Origin of the sequence: Pseudomonas sp. Pseusp16 (genome assembly GCF_047324915.1) — a bacterium.
Taxonomy (GTDB): domain Bacteria; phylum Pseudomonadota; class Gammaproteobacteria; order Pseudomonadales; family Pseudomonadaceae; genus Aquipseudomonas; species Aquipseudomonas fluorescens_CD.
Genome location: NZ_CP168522.1, coordinates 3,134,369 through 3,155,545, shown reverse-complemented (window position 1 = coordinate 3,155,545; position 21,177 = coordinate 3,134,369). Strand labels below are relative to the sequence as shown.

At 58.7% G+C, this 21,177-nt stretch carries 20 protein-coding genes; 17 read left to right on the top strand and 3 right to left on the bottom strand.

Annotated features, from left to right (window positions below):
• Positions 1-8: 8 nt before the first annotated feature.
• From ACEN8Q_RS14245 to ACEN8Q_RS14180, 14 genes are all read left to right on the top strand, one after another.
• A complete protein-coding gene (locus ACEN8Q_RS14245; RefSeq protein ID WP_413422063.1) occupies positions 9-1,115 on the top strand; it encodes an IpaC/SipC family type III secretion system effector in 1,107 nt (368 codons plus the stop codon).
• Positions 1,116-1,128: 13 nt separating this feature from the next.
• Positions 1,129-2,118 carry an IpaD/SipD/SspD family type III secretion system needle tip protein gene (locus ACEN8Q_RS14240; protein WP_413422065.1) on the top strand — a complete coding sequence of 330 codons (990 nt, stop codon included), beginning with the start codon at positions 1,129-1,131 and terminating at the stop codon, positions 2,116-2,118.
• 105 nt (positions 2,119-2,223) lie between these two features.
• Positions 2,224-2,508, top strand: coding sequence for an acyl carrier protein (locus tag ACEN8Q_RS14235; RefSeq protein WP_413422067.1), 285 nt, complete (start codon positions 2,224-2,226; stop codon positions 2,506-2,508).
• A gap of 190 nt (positions 2,509-2,698) precedes the next feature.
• A complete protein-coding gene (locus ACEN8Q_RS14230; protein ID WP_413705380.1) occupies positions 2,699-4,333 on the top strand; it encodes a winged helix-turn-helix domain-containing protein in 1,635 nt (544 codons plus the stop codon).
• An 8-nt stretch (positions 4,334-4,341) separates the two neighbouring features.
• Positions 4,342-4,776 carry a transglycosylase SLT domain-containing protein gene (locus ACEN8Q_RS14225; protein ID WP_413705379.1) on the top strand — a complete coding sequence of 145 codons (435 nt, stop codon included), beginning with the start codon at positions 4,342-4,344 and terminating at the stop codon, positions 4,774-4,776.
• A gap of 118 nt (positions 4,777-4,894) precedes the next feature.
• Positions 4,895-6,067 (top strand): PrgH/EprH family type III secretion apparatus protein, encoded by a 1,173-nt coding sequence (locus ACEN8Q_RS14220; protein ID WP_413705378.1) that lies wholly within the window; start codon positions 4,895-4,897, stop codon positions 6,065-6,067.
• A 10-nt stretch (positions 6,068-6,077) separates the two neighbouring features.
• On the top strand, positions 6,078-6,338 hold the full coding sequence (gene sctF, locus ACEN8Q_RS14215; protein ID WP_413422075.1) for a type III secretion system needle filament subunit SctF: 261 nt from the start codon (positions 6,078-6,080) through the stop codon (positions 6,336-6,338).
• Positions 6,339-6,397: 59 nt separating this feature from the next.
• Positions 6,398-6,706 (top strand): type III secretion system inner rod subunit SctI, encoded by a 309-nt coding sequence (sctI, locus tag ACEN8Q_RS14210; protein WP_413422077.1) that lies wholly within the window; start codon positions 6,398-6,400, stop codon positions 6,704-6,706.
• Complete coding sequence (locus ACEN8Q_RS14205; protein ID WP_413705377.1) at positions 6,703-7,425, top strand: EscJ/YscJ/HrcJ family type III secretion inner membrane ring protein; 723 nt, start codon at positions 6,703-6,705, stop codon at positions 7,423-7,425. The genes sctI and ACEN8Q_RS14205 overlap by 4 nt, the downstream gene beginning before the upstream one ends.
• Positions 7,412-7,978, top strand: coding sequence for a secretion system protein (locus ACEN8Q_RS14200; protein WP_413705376.1), 567 nt, complete (start codon positions 7,412-7,414; stop codon positions 7,976-7,978). The genes ACEN8Q_RS14205 and ACEN8Q_RS14200 overlap by 14 nt, the downstream gene beginning before the upstream one ends.
• On the top strand, positions 7,950-8,669 hold the full coding sequence (locus tag ACEN8Q_RS14195; protein WP_413422083.1) for an oxygen-regulated invasion protein OrgB: 720 nt from the start codon (positions 7,950-7,952) through the stop codon (positions 8,667-8,669). Before ACEN8Q_RS14200 ends, ACEN8Q_RS14195 begins: the two co-directional genes overlap by 29 nt.
• Positions 8,659-9,096, top strand: a complete 438-nt coding sequence (locus ACEN8Q_RS14190) for a hypothetical protein (protein WP_413705375.1) — start codon at positions 8,659-8,661, stop codon at positions 9,094-9,096. The genes ACEN8Q_RS14195 and ACEN8Q_RS14190 overlap by 11 nt, the downstream gene beginning before the upstream one ends.
• Before the next feature lie 52 nt (positions 9,097-9,148).
• Complete coding sequence (locus ACEN8Q_RS14185) at positions 9,149-10,474, top strand: hypothetical protein (protein ID WP_413422087.1); 1,326 nt, start codon at positions 9,149-9,151, stop codon at positions 10,472-10,474.
• A 203-nt stretch (positions 10,475-10,677) separates the two neighbouring features.
• Positions 10,678-11,697 (top strand): quinone-dependent dihydroorotate dehydrogenase, encoded by a 1,020-nt coding sequence (locus ACEN8Q_RS14180; protein ID WP_413422089.1) that lies wholly within the window; start codon positions 10,678-10,680, stop codon positions 11,695-11,697.
• A gap of 255 nt (positions 11,698-11,952) precedes the next feature.
• Here ACEN8Q_RS14180 and rmf read toward each other — a convergent pair whose 3' ends face one another.
• The gene (gene rmf / locus ACEN8Q_RS14175; RefSeq protein WP_003223300.1) at positions 11,953-12,168 is read right to left on the bottom strand and encodes a ribosome modulation factor; all 216 of its coding nucleotides are present in this window, start codon (positions 12,166-12,168) and stop codon (positions 11,953-11,955) included.
• Between the two features lie 530 nt (positions 12,169-12,698).
• On the opposite strand from rmf, the gene rlmKL reads away from it, so the two are divergent.
• Both rlmKL and ACEN8Q_RS14165 read left to right on the top strand, forming a co-directional pair.
• Positions 12,699-14,969, top strand: coding sequence for a bifunctional 23S rRNA (guanine(2069)-N(7))-methyltransferase RlmK/23S rRNA (guanine(2445)-N(2))-methyltransferase RlmL (gene rlmKL, locus ACEN8Q_RS14170; protein WP_413422091.1), 2,271 nt, complete (start codon positions 12,699-12,701; stop codon positions 14,967-14,969).
• A 203-nt stretch (positions 14,970-15,172) separates the two neighbouring features.
• Positions 15,173-17,572: a diguanylate cyclase gene (locus tag ACEN8Q_RS14165; RefSeq protein WP_413705374.1), complete on the top strand. Its 2,400-nt coding sequence runs from the start codon at positions 15,173-15,175 to the stop codon at positions 17,570-17,572.
• Positions 17,573-17,697: 125 nt separating this feature from the next.
• Here ACEN8Q_RS14165 and dacB read toward each other — a convergent pair whose 3' ends face one another.
• Positions 17,698-19,158, bottom strand: coding sequence for a D-alanyl-D-alanine carboxypeptidase/D-alanyl-D-alanine-endopeptidase (gene dacB / locus ACEN8Q_RS14160; protein ID WP_413427376.1), 1,461 nt, complete (start codon positions 19,156-19,158; stop codon positions 17,698-17,700).
• A gap of 235 nt (positions 19,159-19,393) precedes the next feature.
• On the opposite strand from dacB, the gene ACEN8Q_RS14155 reads away from it, so the two are divergent.
• Complete coding sequence (locus tag ACEN8Q_RS14155) at positions 19,394-19,738, top strand: YggL family protein (RefSeq protein ID WP_007971486.1); 345 nt, start codon at positions 19,394-19,396, stop codon at positions 19,736-19,738.
• Positions 19,739-19,850: 112 nt separating this feature from the next.
• On the opposite strand, the gene ACEN8Q_RS14150 is transcribed toward ACEN8Q_RS14155, so the two are convergent.
• Positions 19,851-21,065 carry a benzoate/H(+) symporter BenE family transporter gene (locus ACEN8Q_RS14150; RefSeq protein ID WP_413705373.1) on the bottom strand — a complete coding sequence of 405 codons (1,215 nt, stop codon included), beginning with the start codon at positions 21,063-21,065 and terminating at the stop codon, positions 19,851-19,853.
• Positions 21,066-21,177: the final 112 nt, after the last annotated feature.

The window sequence follows — 21,177 nt, the reverse complement described above, 5'->3', positions numbered from 1 at the left end:
AGTTTCTAATGAGCGGATCCAGCCCTGTTGGCAGCACCTCGCCTGCGGTATTCATTCACGATCTGGCCAACGATGCCGGCCTGAGCGAATTGATTACCCAGGAACGGTTTTCAAAAGATCGCAATGACAAACGCCTTTCGGATTCGGCGTTGATCGACCAGGTCGTGGGAGTGCAAGTGCTCCATGACACTCAACCCACGGCGGTTACTGCCGAGGCGCTCAAAAACACCATTAATGCCTACCAGCCCTCCGATTCCGATTGGCAAGACTTTGCAGGGGGCATGAGTTTGCTCGACGATAAAGTCAGGAACGATCTGATGTTCGACCCCGGCGCCTGGGAAAAACACGCGAGTGTACTGGTTGCCGCCATCATCGCACTGAACATCGCGCGGGTAGCCAATGCGCAACTGCGCGGGCATTTCAGCGTCATGGCCGCCGACGCCGCCAAGTCCCAGGGCGCCGCCATTGTCGAGTCGGGCAGGGCCGCGCTCAACAGTGCCATCACCGCCGCCGTGGTTTCCGGTGCCATCGCCGGCTTCGCCATGGTCAAGACGTTCCAGGGGCTAGGGCTGAAGCATGCGGACATCAACCTGCACAAGCGCAACTCCCTGGACGCCGGCAACGTCGAACGCGACCTCAGGCGTGACCGAAACCGCGATGACTGGAACCCGCAAACCACCTACAAGATCAAGACCTTCGATGATTTTGGCCGCACCACCTCAGTCGATTTCAAACCCAAGGGCTCCACGCTGACACCTCAAGAACAAGCCTGGTTCGACGGGGAAATGCTCAAGGCGCAGAAAGTCGGGCAGACCTCGGACTGGTTGAGCCAGATGGGCGGAAAGGGCATTGAGAAGAAGCTGGAAATTGGTCGTGCGCTCAACGCAATGTCGATGAGCATGAGCCAGGTGGTGTCCGGCATGGTGCGCATGGCCGAGCACGCTGCACGTGAGCAGGAGGTCTTGCAGCAAAGTGCGCAGAACACCCAGAAGAGTTTGAGCGATGAAGTCGGGCAGAAAGATTCGGCCGAGGCGGCGCTGTTGCAAAAGCTGATGGAGATGGTGATGCAGCTGTTTCAATCGCGCGCTGAAGTCATTCGCGCCATAAGTGCTTGAGCAGGGGAACAGCATGATCATTACGAAAACCACGCTGTCAGCGCTTAAACCACCGGCAGATTTCAACGTGGGCACTGAAACATCCGTACCTGCTGAAATGCTTCGAGACGTCAATACCGCTTCTGCCTTGGCGGGGTTGCTCGAAAGCTCGACTAAAACGCTCAATCGTAGCCTTGAAAATCTTCTTAAAGCCCAACCGGACAAATTTCAGGTGCGGTCGCAGATGGGCGCGCAGCAAGTTGAGCAGTACGGCGCACTGATCACTCATTGCTTGCAAACGCTTTCTGCGGAACAGCGGCAGAAACTCTTCGAGCACAGCCTGCAAAAGATGCCCGTGCCGGCTGAGATTGTGGACGATTTCGAAGCTGGCGTGAAATCATCGAATGATTTTTTCGATAAGCTGCTTGAACTGATCGACCTGATCAAGAACGGTTATCTGGCCGGTTATGAACATATCATCGCGGCTTACTCGGAGTTCTTTAAGGACTTCAACGCGGAGATAACTGCAAAGTTAAAGGACTGGATTGAAGGCGCGAACGAAGGTAAAGAGGTCAAGATAAATGCGGGCGACATCAGGCACGCGTTGCATGCGCTGATTGGAAAGTACTCACCTCCAAATCCGGCGGCAGTATTGTTTCCCGCTCCAGGCATGGCAGGCGCTACCAGGGAGGAAGCAGAAAAATGGCTCAAGGCGTTAGGCCTGCCTGCCACCTGCCTTCACAATAACGGGGACGGCACGTTCAGCGTGGTCATGGACCTCGGGCCGCTGAATACGATGATGAACAGCCTGCCACCCAATGTTTATTGGATTACTTGGGATACCGCGAAATTCCAGGCCTGGCAAACCGGTTTCAATGCCCAGGAGGAACGCATGAAAAACATGCTGCAGTCCTTCACGCAGAAGTATTCGAACGCCAACTCTTATCATGACAATTTCAACAAGACTTTGTCTTCGCATCTCAATCAGTTTTCCGACATGTTGAAGGCTATGTTGAATTTTTGATGCGTATGAAAATAGCGTAATCAAGAAGTTTTCACTCTCATGAAGCGGGTGTCACGGTTCGTCTGAACTCGCCTTACGCCTGCTTCTCACTGCACTGGATAAAGAATGTCGAATGATTTGAGTAATGCTTTTGAAGTTGAAAGCAAGGTAATCAAGGTGTTGTCGGATTACTTTCCTGCGGGCCGACGAAAAATTCAGATCGATTCGCGGTTGCTGGAGGATTTGTGTGTGGATTCCATAAGTCTGGTCGAAATCGTGATGGCGCTGAATGAAACGTTCGGTATTGAACTGTCTGAGGCTGATGTCGGGACGTGGAGGACGGTCAAGGATGTTTGTTTTTCGGTGAAGGGTATGGGTGGTTTCAATGACCCAGATAAAAGCAGCCTGTAAATTGATGTGCTGTTAATCAATGTAACGAAAATTCCTACAACGCTTTCCGGAAAAACATTTGATTTCAATAGCTAAGTCCTACGGATTAGTCCCGCTCAACTTTCTATAGTCGCGCAGCTTGTCATCTTGAGCCTGACCACCCACAGGCTCAATTGCGCTTCAGTACCTTTCTATAGAGATGTCTCAGAGTATGGACAGTGCAGCTGATCGAACGCCGGTGAAATCATTTGTTTTTAAACACTGGCAATTGCAAAGCGATGGAACGCTGATGCGAGATGGACAAGGAGTTCACATCCCACCCAAGGAGTTGAACGTATTGCGTCTGCTGCTGAAGTCGGCGGGTTCGGTGGTCAGCAAGGATCTTTTGCTGGATCAGGTATGGCCCGGGATGGATGCCGCGGAGGAGTCGTTGACTCGTTGTATTTACGCCTTGCGCAAGTTGCTCAGGGAGAACAGGGATTTTATTGCAACAGTGTACGGCCAGGGTTATCGATTCACCTGTCCGGTTGTCGAGCTCGACGCGCCGAACCAGGCGAAGACCGCATCACCTTCGCTGGCCGTTCTGCCATTACGAAATCTGGACGAGACTTCAGCGCTGGATCTGCAGGATGTAATGATCCGTCAGTTGACCACTGTATTCGGCGGGGCATTGCATATCATCCCCTCGGGATTGATGGCGGCCTGCAGACAACCAGTCGATGTGCGCTCGTTGGTTGAGCAGTTCTCCGCGGACTACTGCCTGAGTGGGCGCTGCACCGGCACGAGTGAACAACTGTGGTCGGTCGAGTTGATCCGTGGCAGCGATCACACTCTATTGCATGGTCAGACACTGGACGCCTGTGACCTCGCAGAGGCGCTTGGCACATTGGCCTGTCTGGTTGCGCAACGTACTCCAGGGCTGCGTCCCGTTGGTGACTCTTGTGCTTCGTACCCAGCCGCCGTGGCTTATCTCAGTGGCTTGTGCAGCTTGCAACAGCACACGCCGCAAAGCCTGCGCGATGCCCTGGTGCAGTTTCGACAGTGCCTGAAATTCGATGCCGGGTATGCGCCGCCCTGGTGTGGTTTGGCGGATGTGTGGCTGGGGCAGGCGATGATCGGTCTTTGTTATCAGGGACGAGCGGTGGAAGAGGCTCATACGGCGATTTCCAATGCATTGGCACTGGACCCTGGCAGCATTCCGGCTTTGACTCGCCTGGCGCTGCTCACCAGTCTTCGCGGTTGCGAACAGGCGGCGCAGGCGCTTTTTCGACGTTGTCTCCTGACTGCCGACCAGGCTGACGTGCATTACTTTCATGCGTGGCATCACTGGTTCTGGCGGCGCAATGAGCTGGCGGCACAGAGTATCGACAAGTGCCTGCATCATGATCCGGATTGCGTAAGGGCGCAGGTCTTGCGCGTGCGTATCGCGCTTGCACAAGGCGCCACGGAAGCCGTGCTCTTGGCGCGTCGGGCGTTGCAGCAAGGTAGAGCGGGCAATCCTCTGTCGATGATTCTGCATGCACTGGTGTTGGCGTACTTTGGTCAGCATGCGGCAGCCTGGCATGAGCTCGAACAAGCCGGTCTGGTTGAAAGCGCTGTCGGTGAGCAGGGGCTGGCAGCCTGGAGTGTGCTATTCGGAGGCAATCCACTTATCGCCCGCAACCAGTATGCAAACTGGATGCGCCTGATGAAGTCTCCAGCCATTGGCGAGGGGCAGGGTGGGGCAGTTATTGCGCCACTCTGGCAATCCTTGCTGCGCTCGACAGACGTTTGCCATCCGGTGTCGCCCCCGGCTGTTCCATTACAGGATCGGCCGGCGTTCGATAAAGGACGGCGTCTGGCATGAGGCTGCGCATGATCAACGGGTTGATCGTGCTGGTGTGTCTTGGCGCGGATCAGGCCCATGCCTGGTGCTGGAGTCGAGCAGGGGAGCAGCATGCAATCGAACCCGAACTGCTCCGGGCGATTGCCGATGTCGAATCAGGCCTGCAGCCAGGTGCAATCAACCATAACAAGGACGGCACACGGGACATCGGGCTGATGCAGATCAACAGCAGCCATTTTCCCCGATTGAATGCACAGGGCATCACCGAGCAACGGCTGCTGGAGGAGCCTTGCCTGTCGGTCGAAGTCGGTGCGTCGGTGCTCGCCGGTTTTGTCGCCCGTTATGGTTACAACTGGACGGCGGTGGGCGCCTACAACGCCGGCAATTCACCTCACCGGCAAGCCGCGCGTCTTCACTATGCGCGCAAGGTCTGGCAGCGCTACCAGGTCATCACAGCACCTTGAGACGGTTGGCTGGGCGATTCTGATGCTCTTCGGGGTGTAATCGGCAGAATTCGATCAGGAGTCCTGCCGCCAGCCTTTCTACCATGGCCACTCATTTCATGGCTCTGGAGCTTGAACGGTGACTGACCTGGCGGCCCCCACCTCACAACCCTGCGTGCTACGGATACTCAACGGTCCATTGCAAGGCTGCGAATTCTCCCTGGGCGAAACCAGCACTTTGTTCGTGGTGGGGGCGGTGGATCTGCTGGGGGAGGGGGCATTGGCTACCAGCGTTCCGGCGGACGCCATCTTCATCCCCCTGGATCAGGGGGGCTGCAATTTTGAGGTGCTGACGGATCAAGTCACGACGGATGGCCTTTCGCTGCGGCTACTCAACGCGTCAGCCGAAATACGTCACTGTGCCTTTCAAACCAGGGTGCAGGTCGGCGAACTGCAGATTGCCTTGCGTCCCGGGAATCAATCCTGGGCGCCTGAAGTTCTGCGCCAGCCCCACAGCATTTCATCCGATACAGCCGCTGAAGTGTGGTGGCGCTCCAGTTTGACACGATGGGCCGCCAGCGGCCTGGTGCTGGCTGTACTGGTCTGCGTAGTCGGTATCTGGTCGGTCCCGGAGCCGACGCCTGAAACCGATATTCGCGCGCTGATCGCAGGTGCCAGTGCGCAAGTGGAGGTGCTGCCCGGTCGTGATGATTCGGTCTACGTATTTGTGACTTCCGAGCGCGATGCCGGCTGGAGCCGGCAGGTATTGATGCGCCACAACACGTTGAGCGGCAAGGTGCTGGTGATCGACCAGGAACGTCGTCGACTGGAGCAGCTGTTGGTCGACCATGATCCGCAGCTCGCCTGGCACTTCCTGGATCTCAAGGACCCGTCGGTACCGCGGCTGTTGCTGAGCGCTCAACGCAATCTGCTGACGCCCCAAAAGCAAAAAGCACTGCTTGATGCGCTGCTGGCAGCCGCCCCTTATGCCCGGGATATCGCGGTGCAGGTACAGGATGACCACCTGCTCAGCGATCTGGCGCAGGAAGGCTTGCAACGCCTTTCACTGGGCTATAGCCGGGTCGAGCAGGGTGACAGCGTCACCTTTGCAGTGACCGGCAACTTGCAGGATTCCGAACTGGCCGCCGCTCGCCAATACATCGACGATTTTTACCGACAGTGGGGTAATCGCTTCGTGCATTTCGCTGTCGAGCTCAAGGACGACACGCTCAAGGGCAAATCGTTTCTAACCGGCCCGCAGGGCTACATCAAGATGACCTCGTCATCCTGGCATTTTCCAACACAACACTGAAAGGTGATTCATGGCTGAGATCGGTAGACCCATAGACTTTCCCGATGACTTTCTCGGGCGTCAGGCCGCAGCGTTCGAAAACGGTGCCGCCTCCCTCAAGACCGCGCTGGACAAAGCGTTGGAAGACTTGAAGAAGGATGCATCGGACCCCGGTCTGCTGGCCGCCTATCAGGCCGCATTTTCCTCCTACACGGTATTCCGGAACGCCCAGACGAACACGATCAAGGGCTTCAAGGACATCGACATGGCGATCATCCAGGCGGCTCGCTGACGCTTTCTTTCCGGCCGGCCATTGGTGCGTGACGATGGCCATTCTCATGGGTGCATCGCATGTCTATTGAAAACATTTTCGCTTCGTCAATCCAGCGCACAGCGTTCACTGAGTTGCGTGGCCCGCAGGCGGGTCCGATCGTTTCCCTGGAGTCTCGGTTGATCGAAGCGTTCGCCGGTTCCGCAGTCAACAGCGAGCAGGAGGTGGCAGCCATCAACCAGGTAATGCAAAGCCCCGATATCGCCAGCCCTGAAGTATTGGCGCAATTGCAGGAGATGACCGGGCAATACAACGTGGACATCAATTTGCTCAACGTGCTGGTGCGCAAAGCGGTCGGCACGGCCGAAACCCTGTTGCGTGCGTCATGAAGCCAGGCGTGTTGTTGATGCTGTTGTGCCTGGCGCTGTCGGGGTGTCGCCAACCCAATCTGCTCGAAGGGCTGGACCAGCAGCAGGCCAATGAAGTGCTGTCGGTCCTGCAACGCAACAACATCGCGGCGGTGAAAATCGACGCTGGCAAATCCGGCTATTCGGTGAAAATCGATCAGGTGGATTTTTCCGCCGCCGTCGATTTGCTCAACCTCTATTCGCTGCCCTCCAGGCCACGCCTGCAAGTGGCGGAGATGTTTCCCGCCGACTCTTTGGTCGCCTCGCCCCGCGCTGAAAAAGCCCGGCTGTACTCAGCGCTGGAGCAGCGGCTCGAACAGTCGCTGGGTGTGCTCGAAGGTGTGGTTTCAGCGCGGGTACATGTCAGCTACGACCTGGATGCCGGTGAAGGCGGGCGCAAGTCGCCGCCCATTCACCTCTCGGCGGTGGCAATCCATGAGCGCGATATCGAACCGCAATTGCTGATCACCAATATCAAACGTTTTCTCAAGAACAGTTTTGCGACGGTCGAGTACGAGAACATCTCGGTAGTGTTGTCGAAACGGTCCCCGACACAGCATGTCGCGCCGTCCGTGGCCGCCACGCAGGGGCATTCGTACTGGACGTGGTTGTTGGCCGTAATCACCGGACTGTTGTTGGCCGGTGGCACAGCCTGGACTTACCGCCATTCGAACGCAGGAGGGCGTGATGTCGCACGCTGAATGTTTAGGGCAAATTCTCGCCGAGCCTCTGGGTTACCTGCACCCTCAGCGCCTGACTGTCCCGGCGGGATTCGATAGCCCTGAGGCAAGAAACCTGCTCAACCGGATAGTGCTTGAAGGTCTGGAATTGCAAGGTCCGTGGCCTTCGTCATCGCTGACCTCCGTGGCGAAACAATGGGTTCGCCATTGGCGACTATTGCCCCGAATCGCCAGGTTGATGGGCGCTCATCGCTTGATGCCCGATCTGGCGCGAGGAGCGGCGCTGCTCTGCCTGCCATTGCCATTGCGCCGGTTCGCCGGTTGCAACTTAAGAGTCAGAAGCGGCCTGCCAATCGAATCCTTGCCTGTTTCAATGGAACAGGTCGAAGCCGCTGGCCTCAATGCGTTATGGAGCTGGCACGAGCAAGTACCGGCCATGTTGCTCGAACGCCTGGCCCTGCAATTTTCCGAACCGGTTGTGCGCTTGCACAAGCAATGGCCGGTCACTGAACCCAGCCCGGTGCTTTTCTTTCTGGCGGTGCAGCATGCTCGACACTATCCGAACCCTGACTGAACTTCCCGAGTCGAGCGAGGCGCTGGTGTTGCGCGAGGACATTGCCGCCGCGCGTCGGCGTCGCACCTTGCAGCAGCAGGCGCAGCGCTGGGCCCGTGATTGTATCGAGCAGGCCCGACGTGATGCCGTGGCAGTTTGCGCCCAGGCCTTTCAGGAAGGCTATGCCGAGGGCATCTTGTGCGCGACCGGGCAGTTGGCTGACGGTTTGCTGAAGTCCCAGGCGCTGGGGCTGCAATTGCGCAAAGACCTTGCGCAGGCCGCCCGCGATTTGCTCGCACAAGCCTTGAGTCGTCCCGAATGGCTGGATGACATGCTGGAGCGCTGGCTGAGCGAGCAACCGGGCGACACGGGCGCGGTGTTGCAAGTGCTGCTGCCACTGCATTGCCGGCCGCAAGGCAAGGAACTGCGCGAGCGCTTGCGCGGGCTCTGGTCCGGCGAACTGGTCCTCGACTATCACCCGCAAGAGCGCTATGTGGTGCGGCTTGCGGATCAGTTGCTCGAATTCGATGTGGAAACGGCCCGGCAACGGCTGGAACCGCGGTTGCTGGCGTGCGTGGCGAATCTGCCGGAGTCGGTTCGCGCTCTGGACCGGGTTTCCATGCAGGCCCTCACGGATCTGTATTCGACCTTTGCCGAACGCTCGGCCGGTTGCAATCAAACTGCCCCGACCGAGGTCCGCCATGAAGATTGAAACCGTCAACAGCTCCAGCACGATGGCGCACGGTGCAAACCCATCGGTCGAGACGCTTGAGTCGCGTTTGCTTGCTGCCAGTCAGGAACGCTCTGGCAGCAAGCGCCCGGACCCCGAGTTCGAGCGTCTGTATCAACACCTGTTGGCGATGGAAGGGCAAGGAAAGAACGCCATCCATGAATATCTCCGCTCGCTGCGGGGGGCGGATGGTGAATCACCTGTTTACCCCACTGCCAAGGCGTTGATGGCGGTCACCCTGCAGGTTCTGGTTCGATTGAAGGACGAGAAACTGGAGGACTCGCTGCTTTACAAGGAAGTCAGCGGCGCGAACTCCCTGGCGTTCAGCATGGACCTGTTCGTCAAGGGCTTCATGCGGGAGGTGTTCCAGCCGATTGGGGACGAGGCGTGGGAAAAGAATGAGTGGTGACGACCGCTCGATAGCCTTGAAAAAAATGCATCCAACAACTTAGAGCAAAAAAATGGTTAATTCGATTGGCTCAGGGACTGAAAACTTTCGCACCTTTTTAGACAGTGCTACGTCATCTTCAACTGCGCAGAAGGGTAGCTCCCTGATTGATGCGCTTGATCTTGCGGGGATGGATGTTCAAGTCAAGAGGCTGGGAACGAGGCGGCAAACTTTAGCGACGTTGACGCATCTGGCTCCGATATCGGGGCAATTGGATCGCTGCATTAGTGAATTCGGCGAATCAGGGCGGCGGCAGGTAGATGATGTGCTTCTCTATCTCGATGGTGGGAAAAACACCGGGACAAATGAAATATTGTCTGAAGCCGCGTTGAGGGGCGCGAGTACCCGCGAAGATCGAATCTTGGCGGTTTTTGAGGTATGCAAAGATTTTCTAACGGGGACTAACCTGCTGAACGCTGCCGCGCGCACCGGGGGGATCGTCGCTATGACTACCATCGCGCGCGAGGCCTTCGCATTTTACGCGGCACAATTCACCAGTACGACCGACTTCGGCGAAATGGGCCCCGAATTGGTTGTGGTCGCTGAAGTCCTCGTCGTTGCGGGATTGAGTGTGTTGGGAGCTGTTCTCGATTGGCGTGCGAATACGGACAATACCTATACGCGGCTTGGACGGGTGTGCATGGCCAGCATCGTAGCCGGTGGGCTGCTTTTCGCCGCACTTACCGGTGGGTTGGAGGGTTTGGTACCTAACGCGAGCAAAACAATTCTCTATTGCGCGCTTCGAGAAGCATTCCAATCCGTTTTTTTTCTGAAGGATAACGCAGGTGGATCGACTATCAAGTCGACCGGGGCAAGCATGGCGTCGTATGGAATGTGCCAGCTTGTACTGGCAGAAGTGAGTGCCTTTGTGCCACTCAGTGGTTCGGGGCGGTTTTCTGCGGGGCTCGGCCACAGTGTGGTCGCAGACTTGATCCAGGGCGTATTGAATGGCTCAGGAGAGACTGCTGACAGCGTCATCTCTGTTCTAAGCAGATTTGTCTTTTCTCCGTCATTGGGATTGAGGCCCTCTATGCCGGATCCCGAGTCAGTGGAGCAACGTGCTCGGCAGCTGCGAGCGCAAGTACGTTTGCCGTCGGTGGAACAACTCGCTGATACGGCAACGACCTATTTCCCTACCCGTTCTATGGCGTTTTTAGGGGCTCAGTTTGTGGGGGCTGCGGTGACCTCTCTGTTGGAGAGGACTGATTACAGTGACAACACTCAAGGCCATATTGTGAATGTCTGCGTGGCAATGATGCTGATGCTCATCTACTTTCCCTTCGTCTGGAGCTGTTCACAAGGTACACCCAAGAAGCTGGACGGGAATTCAGAGGCGTAGCGTCGAACTGTAAATGTTCGCAGCGATTTGCAGTGGTCAACTGATTCCGGATACCTCGATAGGTGGAGAATGCATCTATCGAGGTGTCCGGGGAAATTAGACCACTACAATTTCCATTGATCGTTTCATGTCGTCGCTCGCCCCCAACCCTCCACCCGGCTATAATCCCCGCCACTTTTCGCCGCCCTGAGTCCAACCCGCCCATGTACACCCTGGCCCGTCAGCTGTTGTTCAAACTCTCCCCGGAAACCTCCCACGATCTGTCCCTGGACCTGATCGGCGCGGGCGGACGTCTTGGGCTCAACGGCTTGCTGTGCAAGGCCCCGGCGAAGATGCCGGTGAATGTCATGGGCCTGGACTTCCCGAATCCGGTGGGACTGGCTGCCGGCCTGGACAAGAACGGCGCGGCCATCGATGGGTTCGCCCAACTGGGTTTCGGTTTTGTCGAAATCGGCACCATCACGCCGCGTCCGCAGCCGGGCAACCCGAAGCCACGCCTGTTCCGTCTGCCGGAGGCCGAGGCGATCATCAATCGCATGGGCTTCAACAACCTCGGCGTCGACCACCTGCTGGCCCGTGTGGCGGCGGCCAAGTACAAGGGCGTGCTGGGTATCAACATCGGCAAGAACTTCGATACGCCGGTCGAGCGCGCGGTGGATGACTACCTGATCTGCCTGGACAAGGTTTACGCCCACGCCAGCTATGTGACGGTCAACGTCAGTTCGCCGAACACGCCGGGCCTGCGCAGCCTGCAATTCGGTGACTCGCTCAAGCAGCTGCTGGCTGATCTGGCCGAGCGCCGTGCGGAGCTGGCCTTGCGTCACGGCAAGCATGTACCGCTGGCGATCAAGATCGCGCCGGACATGAGCGACGAAGAAACCGCGCAGGTTGCACAAGCGCTGATCGAAACCGGAATGGATGCCGTCATCGCCACCAACACCACCCTGAGCCGCGTAGGCGTCGAAGGCATGGAGCATGGCGACGAGGCCGGTGGTCTGTCTGGCGCACCGGTTCGCGACAAGAGCACCCACACCGTGAAAGTGCTGGCATCGGAGCTGGGTGGTCGCCTGCCGATCATCGCTGCCGGTGGCATTACCGAAGGCAAGCACGCGGCGGAGAAAATCACCGCAGGCGCGAGCCTGGTGCAAATCTATTCGGGCTTCATCTACAAAGGCCCGGCGCTGATTCGTGAATCCGTAGACGCCATCGCAGCACTGCGCTGAGCCTTTGTACTTGTAGGAGCGAGCTTGCTCGCGATGGTCGTTAACGATAACGCGTGCTTTCTGGATACACGCGGTGTTCTCGGGTTCATCGCGAGCGAGCTCGCTCCTACAAGGGGTTGTTCTGGGCCAATAAGCAGGCATAAAAAAGGGCTCCTTAAAAGGAGCCCCTGGGCCGGAGCCCGCCGTCCGGATGGGACGTGCGTGGTTAATTCAGTACAAAATCAGATTGTCGTGTCGGAGTGTTGTGCCCTGTAATTAGCCGACGGCGTGAAGTTCGTTGAGTCTGTGGATTCCCGCAGTGCCGGTCATACCGTCCCAGTTGTCGCCGCGTCCTTCTCGCCAGCCGTTGATCCAGGCTTGACGTACCGACGGTAGAGTAAATGGGCAAAGCTCACGGGATTTACCACCAACGCCATATTGATATCCGCGCAAAAATGCTCTTTCCAACGGATCACGCTTAAGTCTTCTCATAGGGTGTTGCCCTCACTTGTTGACTGTATTTATCGCGTTGACCTCAATCGAGGTCTGGCAGAAATGTCTGCCGTTGGGGGCTCGCTGCCGGCGTGGCGAGCCAAGGTGTTGGCGTCCGTTGTGGCGCCAACCTGTATTGAGTTCTAACCAATGCGTCACATCGAGGGAATGATCGTTTTGTCATAAGGACGTAACTATTAATGTGCTAAGGCCATAAGTAACAGCGTGTTTGTAGCGTATTTATTGGCCAAACCCCGGTATGATCGGCCCTGCGCTGGATGATGGGCTTAATCCTTTAGTGAGAATGGCTCCCGTTGCCGGGAAGCACTATTCGACGAAGGGTCGACTTATGACATTTTGTTGCATCAACTTTTTTATCTGCCCTTGCATCTAAGCTCATTTAACCCGGGCAGCAAGGGTGGAACGGCACAACTTCGTGCTACGCGGGCGCTCTTCGAGAAAAGCGCCTGATTGAAAACCGGACCGGCAATGCGTTGCCCGGTCACTCAGCTAAAGGTTCTGGAATTCCCATGTCCGATCGTTTCGAACTCTTCCTCACTTGCCCAAAAGGCCTTGAAGGCCTGCTCATCGAGGAAGCCGTCGGGCTTGGCCTTGAGGAAGCGCGGGAGCACACCTCTGCCGTGCGCGGCATGGCCACGATGGAAACCGCTTATCGCCTGTGCCTGTGGTCGCGCTTGGCCAACCGCGTGCTGCTGGTGCTCAAGCGTTTCCCGATGAAAGATGCCGAAGACCTGTACCACGGCGTGCTGGACATCGAGTGGGAAGACCACATGCTCAATGACGGCACCCTGGCCGTCGAATTCAGCGGCCATGGCTCGGGTATCGACAACACCCACTTCGGCGCACTGAAGGTCAAGGACGCCATCGTCGACAAGTTGCGCACCCCGCAAGGCGACCGTCCGTCCATCGACAAGCTCAACCCGGACCTGCGCATCCACCTGCGCCTGGACCGTGGCGAAGCCATCCTGTCCCTCGACCTGTCCGGTCACAGCCTGCACCAGCGTGGTTATCGCCTGCAGCAAGGTGCGGCACCGCTGAAGGAAAACCTCGCGGCCGCGATCCTGATTCGTTCCGGCTGGCCACGTATCGCAGCCGAAGGCGGCGCTCTGGCCGACCCGATGTGTGGTGTCGGCACGTTCCTGGTGGAAGCGGCGATGATCGCCGCCGACATCGCGCCGAACCTGCGTCGCGAGCAGTGGGGCTTCACCGCCTGGCTCGGTCACGTTCCGGCGCTGTGGAAAAAACTCCACGAAGAAGCGTCCGAGCGCGCAGAGGCCGGGCTGGCCAAGCCACCGTTGTGGATTCGCGGCTATGAAGCCGATCCACGACTGATTCAACCGGGCCGTAACAACGTCGAACGGGCCGGCCTGAGCGAGTGGATCAAGATCTATCAGGGTGAAGTCGCGACTTTCGAGCCGCGCCCGGACCAGAACCAGAAAGGCCTGGTGATCTGTAACCCTCCGTACGGCGAGCGTCTGGGCGACGAGGCGAGCCTGCTCTACCTCTACCAGAACCTCGGCGAACGCCTGCGCCAGGCCTGCCTGAACTGGGAAGCGGCGGTGTTCACCGGCGCGCCGGACCTGGGCAAGCGCATGGGCATCCGCAGCCACAAGCAGTATTCGTTCTGGAACGGCGCCTTGCCGTGCAAGCTGCTGCTGATCAAAGTGCTGCCGGACCAGTTCGTCACCGGCGAGCGCCGCACCCCGGAGCAACGCCAGGTCGAGCGTGAACAAGCCGCCTATGATCAGGCGCCAAACGAGCCGCAGGAACGCAAGTTCAACAAAAACGGCAACCCGATCAAGCCGACACCGGCACCGGCTCCGGTGGTCGAGCAGCCGCGTCTGAGCGAAGGCGGGCAGATGTTCGCCAACCGCCTGCAAAAGAACCTCAAGGCCATGGGCAAGTGGGTCAAGCGTGAAGGCATCGACTGCTACCGCGTCTACGATGCCGACATGCCGGAATACTCAATGGCCATCGACCTGTATCACGATTGGGTCCATGTGCAGGAATACGCCGCGCCGAAATCCATCGATCCGGAAAAAGCATCGGCCCGCATGTTCGATGCCCTGGCAGCCATCCCGCAGGCGTTGAACATCGACAAGAGCCGTGTGGTGGTCAAGCGCCGCGAGCGTCAGAGTGGCACCAAACAATACGAGCGCCAGGCGGCGCAGGGCAAATTTGTCGAGGTCAATGAAGGCGGCGTGAAGCTGTTGGTGAACCTCACCGACTACCTCGACACCGGTCTGTTCCTCGACCACCGGCCGATGCGCATGCGTATCCAGAAAGAGGCGGCCGGCAAACGCTTCCTCAATCTGTTCTGCTATACCGCAACGGCCAGTGTGCATGCGGCCAAGGGCGGCGCGCGCAGCACCACCAGTGTCGACCTGTCGAAAACCTATCTGGACTGGGCACGCCGCAACCTGTCACTGAACGGTTTTTCCGACAAGAACCGCCTGGAGCAGGGAGATGTGATGGCGTGGCTCGAAGCCAGTCGTGACGAGTACGAGCTGATCTTCATCGACCCGCCGACGTTCTCCAACTCCAAGCGCATGGAAGGCGTGTTCGACGTGCAGCGCGACCAGGTGCAACTGATTGACCTGGCCATGGCGCGTCTGGCGCCTGGTGGGGTGTTGTACTTCTCCAACAACTTCCGCAAGTTCGAACTGGAGGCCAACCTCGGCGAGCGTTATGCGGTCGAGGAAATCACCGCCCAGACCATCGATCCGGATTTTGCCCGCAACGCCAAGATCCATCGCGCCTGGAAAATCATGGCTCGTTGACGGTTGAACCCACCTGTAGGAGCGAGCTTGCTCGCGATGGTCGATAACGATAACGCGTGCTTTCTGAATGCACGCGGAGTACTTGAGCCCATCGCGAGCAGAGCTCGCTCCTACAGGGTACTGGTCAAATTAGTGGCTAATAGCTATAACTCAACTCATGGCCAAAGGGCTTTCCCGCACCTGGCGTTTTGAGTTTGCGTTTTATGTCGTTGCACGCCGTGCGCCCAAAAATCCTGGGGTTTATCAGCGAAGATGTCTCGGCCTGGCTGATCGCGCTGCTGGTGTTACTTGTCGGCGGGGTGCTCACTGGGTTGTTGGCGTGGTCAACGCTGAATCTGTTTCACCATCAATTGCGGCAACGCTTTCAACTGCTGGCCAGTGAGCGTTACAGCCGTATCGAAGAGCGTTTCGAAGATCAGGAGCAGCGCCTCGATGGCCTGCGCCGTTTTTTCGCCAATTCCGATTCGGTTTCCCGAGCGGAATTCGACGGTTATACCCAGCCTTTGCTGCTGCGAACCCAAGCCTATTCCTACGCGGAACGGGTCACCGGCGAGCAGCGGGCGGCGTTCGAGCGCCGTGTGCGTGACGAAGGCCTTAGTAACTTCACCCTGCGCGAACTCGATGCCGACGGTCAGCTGAAACTGGCGGGCGAACGCGACGAGTACGTGGTGGTGCTCTATAGCCAGACCCAAAGCAAACTCGGTTCTCCCCTCGGTTACGACTTGCTGGCCCAGCCGCTGCGGCGTGCCACGCTCGATCGGGCTGATCAGCATGCCGGTATGGCAGTGTCGCAACCGATGCATCTGGTGAATATCGAGCCGGCTTATGCACGGGGGGTGCTGCTGGTCGCGCCGGTCATGCAGCGCAACAGTCAATACCACAAGGCCACGAAGCCCTACGGTTATGTCATGGCCGTGATCAGCATGCGCCAGTTGCTGGCGGACGGACTGCCTGAAGCGAGCCGCGATTATCTATCGGTGCGCATCCTCGATTTGTCGACCGACGACCAGCATGAAGTGCTGTTCGAGTCGCCCAACCCGCCGGCCATCAGCGAGTTGTCCGCCACGCGCCTGTTGCGCATGGCCGACCATGACTATCAAGTTGATATCCAGCCCAGCGAGGCCTTTATCCAGGCCAATCATTCATCGGTGACCAGTGTGATGGTGCTGGGTGGTTTGCTCAGCGTGTTGCTCAGTGCCTTGCTGTATGTGCTGGTCAGTCAGCGGCAGCGGGCGTTGAGGCTGGTCGAGCAACGCACCCAGGAGCTGCGCGATCGAGAGCAAGAACTGCGCGGCACCCATGGTCAGTTGCGTGGCGTGCTGAATGCCGCCACCCAGGTTGCGATCATCGCCACCGACCTGCGCGGCATCATCAGCACTTTCAACGCGGGTGCCGAGCAGATGCTTGGCTATACCAGTGCCGAAGTGGTCGGCCATATGACCCTGGAGAACCTCCACCTGCCCCGGGAACTGGCCGCTCGCTCGGCAGAGTTGAGTGCACGTTATGGCAAACCGGTTCCAGCCTGCCACGCGATGCTGGTCGAAGGTGACATGGAGGGCAGCCACGAGGCGCGGGAATGGACGTTGGTGCGCGGCGATGGCAGCCATTTGATGGTCAACATGCTCGCGACGCCGGTGCTCGACGAACAAGGCCTGTGGGTCGGGCACCTGGCGGTGTGCATCGATATCACCGAACGCAAACGGGTCCATGAAGCGCTCGCGGCACGGGACCTGCTGTTGAAGAAACTCAGCGCCCACGTACCCGGTGGCATCTACCAGTTCAAGATGGAGTTCGACGGGCGCTTCAGTGTGATCTACGCCAGCGACGGCATTCGCGAGATCTACGAGCTGGAACCCGACGTGCTGCTGCTCAATGCCGAGTCGATCTTCACCCGGATTCACCCGCAGGACACCACCCGTGTCCGCGCTTCGATCCGCGCCTCGGCCGACACCCTCAGCCCCTGGCGTGAAGAGTACCGCGTGCAACTGCCGCAACGTGGTTTGCGTTGGGTTCGCGGCGAAGCCACTCCGGAGGAGCTGCCTGGTGGTGGTGTGCTGTGGCACGGCTACGTCTCGGACATTTCCGATATGAAGCGGGTGGAAGAAGAATTGCGCGCATTGTCGGTCACCGATTCGTTGACCGGTATCCACAATCGGCGTTATTTCCAGGAGCGCCTGACCACCGAAATGGCCAGGGTAGAGCGCGGCGGTGGGGATTTGTCGGTGATCATGCTCGATATCGACCATTTCAAGCGCATCAATGACCTGCATGGCCATGCCATCGGTGATCGGGTGTTGCAGGCGGTCTGCCAACGGATCGGCCACCGGTTGCGTCGCACCGATGTGTTCTGCCGCTTGGGCGGTGAGGAGTTCATGGTGCTGTGCCCGGATATCAACGGCGAACATGCCTACATTTTGGCCCGGCAATTGTGGCAAGGCTTGCGCAGTTCACCCATCGAAGATGTCGGTACCGTTACCGCCAGTTTCGGGATTGCCAGTTGGCGGGCCGGAGAGGGCGCCGATGCCTTGCTGTTACGCGCGGACTCGGGGGTCTATGCGGCGAAGCAGGCAGGAAGGGATCGGGTAGAAGGGGAGATGAATTAACCCGGGTTGTACGCGACTCATGTGGGAGCGGGCTTGCTCGCGAAGGCGGTTTGTCAGTCACATCGAGGTTGGATGTGCCGCCGTCTTCGCGAGCAAGCCCGCTCCCACATGGGGTGTGTGGTGCTTTACAGAACCGAAGCCGTCTGCGGCGTTTTCGGTTGGCGGTACAGGTCGAGCAGCACCTGATCGAGCACTGAAGAGGCGCCGAACGGGGCCTTGTCGTTGAGGATCGCTACCACTGCCCAGGTATTGCCGTTGACGTCGCGACTGAAGCCGGCAATCGCCCGCACGGTGTTCAGGGTACCGGTCTTGACGTGGGCTTCACCGCGCATCGCAGTGGTCTTGAGGCGCTTGCGCATGGTGCCGTCGGTGCCGGCAATCGGCATCGAGCTGATGTATTCGGCGGCATACGGGCTGTGCCACGCCGCTTCAAGCATCGAGGCCATTTCCCGGGCGCTGACGCGCTCGGAGCGGGACAGGCCGGAGCCGTTCTCCATCACCAGATGCGGCGCGGTGATGCCTTTTTTCGCCAGCCACTGACGCACCACACGCTGGGCGGCCTTGGCGTCGTCACCATCGGCATCGGTGCGGAAGCGTTGACCAAGGCTCAGGAACAACTGCTGGGCCATGGTGTTGTTGCTGTACTTGTTGATGTCGCGGATGACTTCCGCCAGGTCCGGCGAGAATGCCCGGGCCAGTACCTTGGCGTCTTTCGGTGTTGGCGCCAGCACATCCTTGCCCTGGATGCTGCCACCCAGTTCCTTCCAGATCGCCCGGACGGCGCCGGCGGTGTAGGTCGCATGGTCGAGCAGCGACAGGTAAGTCTGCGAGCTGCAGCCTTCACCCAGTTGACCGCCAACCGTCACGGTCACGCTGCCATCGGCCTGTGCCACCGGGTTGTAGCGCACGCCACCGGTGCATTGCTTGGAGTTGAGGGCCTTGACCTGGTTGTCGATGCGGATGCTCGCAATCGGCGGTTCCACCGAGACCAGCACCTTGCCCGAGTCATTGCGCGCGACGAAGCGCAGCGCCTTGAGGTTGACCAGCAGCGAGTCGGGTTTGACCAGGAACGGCTTGTTCTCGTCGTTGCCGTCGTCATTGAACTCCGGCAGTTGCGGTTGCACGAAGAAGGTTTTATCCAGCACCAGGTCACCGGTGACCTGGGTGACGCCGTTGGCACGCAGGTCACGCATCAGCAGCCAGAGTTTTTCCATGTTCAGCTTCGGATCGCCGCCACCCTTGAGGTAGAGGTTGCCGTTGAGGATGCCGCCACTGAGGGTGCCGTCGGTGTAGAACTCGGTTTTCCACTGGTGGTTCGGGCCGAGCATTTCCAGGGCCGCGTAGGTGGTGACCAGTTTCATGGTCGACGCCGGGTTGACCGAGACGTCTGCGTTGAACACCGTCGGGGTGCCGGGGCCGGTGAGCGGGATCATCACCAGCGACAGGGCGTTGTCCTGCAACTTGCTGGCTTTCAGGGCTTTTTCAACGTTGGGCGACAACGCAGTGTTGATGGGAGCTGCGGAAACGGAGAGGGCCAGGGGAAAAAGAAAACCGGCCAACAGCAATGGACGCAAAGATTTGATCATCTGAAATAAAACCCTACAGCCGAGGGGGGAATAAGACGAGGGCATGGAGATAAATTCCCTCAATGGTCATGAAAGTGTCGGCATTATGCCCCAAGGTGTCACGGCTTGTGCCGTGCGCGGGCGGTCTGACGGGCTATTTTTTTACCGACGGTAGGCATAGTGGCCCACAGAGTCAGGCAATCGGCGGCTTAAACTGCTAAAGTGCCGCCCGTTATTACTTAAGAGGATTGTTCCAATGGCGACTAACCGTTCCCAGCGTCTGCGCAAAAAACTGTGCGTCGATGAATTTCAAGAGCTGGGTTTCGAACTGAACCTGGATTTCAAAGAAGATTTGGCTGATGAAGCCATTGATGCTTTCCTCGATGCGTTCCTCAAAGAAGCCATGGAAGCCAACGGCCTGGGCTATGTTGGCGGCGACGACTACGGTCTGGTTTGCCTGCAGAAGCGTGGCTCGGTCAGCGCTGAACAGCGCGCTGCCGTTGAAGCCTGGCTCAAAGGCCGCACCGAGCTGACCAGTGTTGAAGTCAGCCCGCTGCTGGACGTCTGGTACCCGGAAAAGCCGATCAATCCGGTAGCTTGATGTTCTGAAAAAAACGGCGACCCGAGGGTCGCCGTTTTTTTGCCTGCTCTTTGTAGGAGCGAGCTTGCTCGCGATGAACCTGAGAGCGCCGCGGGGTCTCAGGTTTCCAGCGTTATCGTTGACGACCATCGCGAGCAGGCTCGCTCCTACAGTTCAGAATCACCAGAGTCACCACCCCCGCGACAATCCCCCAGAACGCCGAACCGATGGAAAACAGCGTCAGCCCCGATGCCGTGACCATGAAGGTGATCAGCGCGGCTTCACGCTCCTTCACTACGCTCATGGCAATGCTCAGGCCGTTGATGATCGAGCCAAACAGCGCCAGCGCAGCAATCGACAGCACCAGTTCCTTGGGCAGCGCGGCAAACAATGCGGCGAGCGTCGCGCCGAACACGCCGGCGAACCCGTAGAAAATCCCGCACCAGACGGCTGCGGTGTAGCGCTTGTTGCGATCTTCATGGGCGTGCGGTCCGGTGCAGATCGCTGCGCTGATCGCCGCCAGGTTGATCCCGTGCGAGCCGAACGGTGCCAACAGCAAGCTGGCGATGCCGGTGGTGGTGATCAGCGGCGAGGCTGGCACCGTGTAACCGTCGGCGCGCAATACGGCGATACCGGGCATGTTCTGTGACGTCATGGCGACGACAAACAGCGGGATGCCGATGCTGATGGTCGCTGCCAGGGAGAAGTGTGGCGTGGTCCAGACCGGCGTCGCCACCTCCAGGTGAAAACCGCTGAAATCCAGCAGCCCCATGAAGCCTGACAATGCCGTGCCGATCAGCAATGCCGCCAGCACCGCATAGCGCGGCGACAGGCGCTTGACCAGCAGATAAGTGGCAAACATCCCCAATACCAGGCCGGTGCGGTGTTGCGCCGCGACGAAAATCTCGCTGCCGATCTTGAACAGGATCCCTGCCAGCAGGGCGGCGGCCAAGGATGCCGGGATTTTTTTCACCAGCCGTTCGAAGCTGCCGGTCAACCCGCAAATCGTCACCAGCACCGCGCAGGTAATATAGGCACCAATGGCCTCACCGTAGCTCACGCCGCCCAGGCTGGTGATCAGCAACGCGGCACCGGGGGTCGACCAGGCAATGGTGATCGGCGTGCGATAGCGCAGGGACAGGCCAATGGAGCACACCGCCATGCCGATGGAAATCGCCCAGATCCACGAAGAAATCTGCCCGCTGCTCAGGCCCGCCGCTTGCCCGGCCTGAAACATCAGCACCAGGGAGCTGGTGTAGCCGGTCATCATGGCGATGAACCCGGCGACGATGGCCGAGGTCGAGGTATCGGCCAATGGACGGAGTTGGGTGTGCGTGGCGTCGTTCATGACGGCGGTGTTCCTTATACCAATGAAGATGTCCGCAGCGATGCAGAGCCATGTGGGAGCGGGCTTGCTCGCGAAGAGGGCGTGTCAGTCGACATTGATGTTGCTGACAGAC

Excerpts from the sequence above, each read along its gene's own strand:
- ACEN8Q_RS14245 (WP_413422063.1), top strand. The coding sequence starts at position 9 with ATGAGCGGATCCAGCCCTGTTGGCAGCACCTCGCCTGCGGTATTCATT.
- ACEN8Q_RS14240 (WP_413422065.1), top strand. The coding sequence starts at position 1,129 with ATGATCATTACGAAAACCACGCTGTCAGCGCTTAAACCACCGGCAGAT.
- ACEN8Q_RS14235 (WP_413422067.1), top strand. The coding sequence starts at position 2,224 with ATGTCGAATGATTTGAGTAATGCTTTTGAAGTTGAAAGCAAGGTAATC.
- ACEN8Q_RS14230 (WP_413705380.1), top strand. The coding sequence starts at position 2,699 with ATGGACAGTGCAGCTGATCGAACGCCGGTGAAATCATTTGTTTTTAAA.
- ACEN8Q_RS14225 (WP_413705379.1), top strand. The coding sequence starts at position 4,342 with ATGATCAACGGGTTGATCGTGCTGGTGTGTCTTGGCGCGGATCAGGCC.
- sctF (WP_413422075.1), top strand. The coding sequence starts at position 6,078 with ATGGCTGAGATCGGTAGACCCATAGACTTTCCCGATGACTTTCTCGGG.
- sctI (WP_413422077.1), top strand. The coding sequence starts at position 6,398 with ATGTCTATTGAAAACATTTTCGCTTCGTCAATCCAGCGCACAGCGTTC.
- ACEN8Q_RS14205 (WP_413705377.1), top strand. The coding sequence starts at position 6,703 with ATGAAGCCAGGCGTGTTGTTGATGCTGTTGTGCCTGGCGCTGTCGGGG.
- ACEN8Q_RS14200 (WP_413705376.1), top strand. The coding sequence starts at position 7,412 with ATGTCGCACGCTGAATGTTTAGGGCAAATTCTCGCCGAGCCTCTGGGT.
- ACEN8Q_RS14195 (WP_413422083.1), top strand. The coding sequence starts at position 7,950 with ATGCTCGACACTATCCGAACCCTGACTGAACTTCCCGAGTCGAGCGAG.
- ACEN8Q_RS14190 (WP_413705375.1), top strand. The coding sequence starts at position 8,659 with ATGAAGATTGAAACCGTCAACAGCTCCAGCACGATGGCGCACGGTGCA.
- ACEN8Q_RS14185 (WP_413422087.1), top strand. The coding sequence starts at position 9,149 with ATGGTTAATTCGATTGGCTCAGGGACTGAAAACTTTCGCACCTTTTTA.
- ACEN8Q_RS14180 (WP_413422089.1), top strand. The coding sequence starts at position 10,678 with ATGTACACCCTGGCCCGTCAGCTGTTGTTCAAACTCTCCCCGGAAACC.
- rmf (WP_003223300.1), bottom strand. The coding sequence starts at position 12,168 with ATGAGAAGACTTAAGCGTGATCCGTTGGAAAGAGCATTTTTGCGCGGA.
- rlmKL (WP_413422091.1), top strand. The coding sequence starts at position 12,699 with ATGTCCGATCGTTTCGAACTCTTCCTCACTTGCCCAAAAGGCCTTGAA.
- ACEN8Q_RS14165 (WP_413705374.1), top strand. The coding sequence starts at position 15,173 with ATGTCGTTGCACGCCGTGCGCCCAAAAATCCTGGGGTTTATCAGCGAA.
- dacB (WP_413427376.1), bottom strand. The coding sequence starts at position 19,158 with ATGATCAAATCTTTGCGTCCATTGCTGTTGGCCGGTTTTCTTTTTCCC.
- ACEN8Q_RS14155 (WP_007971486.1), top strand. The coding sequence starts at position 19,394 with ATGGCGACTAACCGTTCCCAGCGTCTGCGCAAAAAACTGTGCGTCGAT.
- ACEN8Q_RS14150 (WP_413705373.1), bottom strand. The coding sequence starts at position 21,065 with ATGAACGACGCCACGCACACCCAACTCCGTCCATTGGCCGATACCTCG.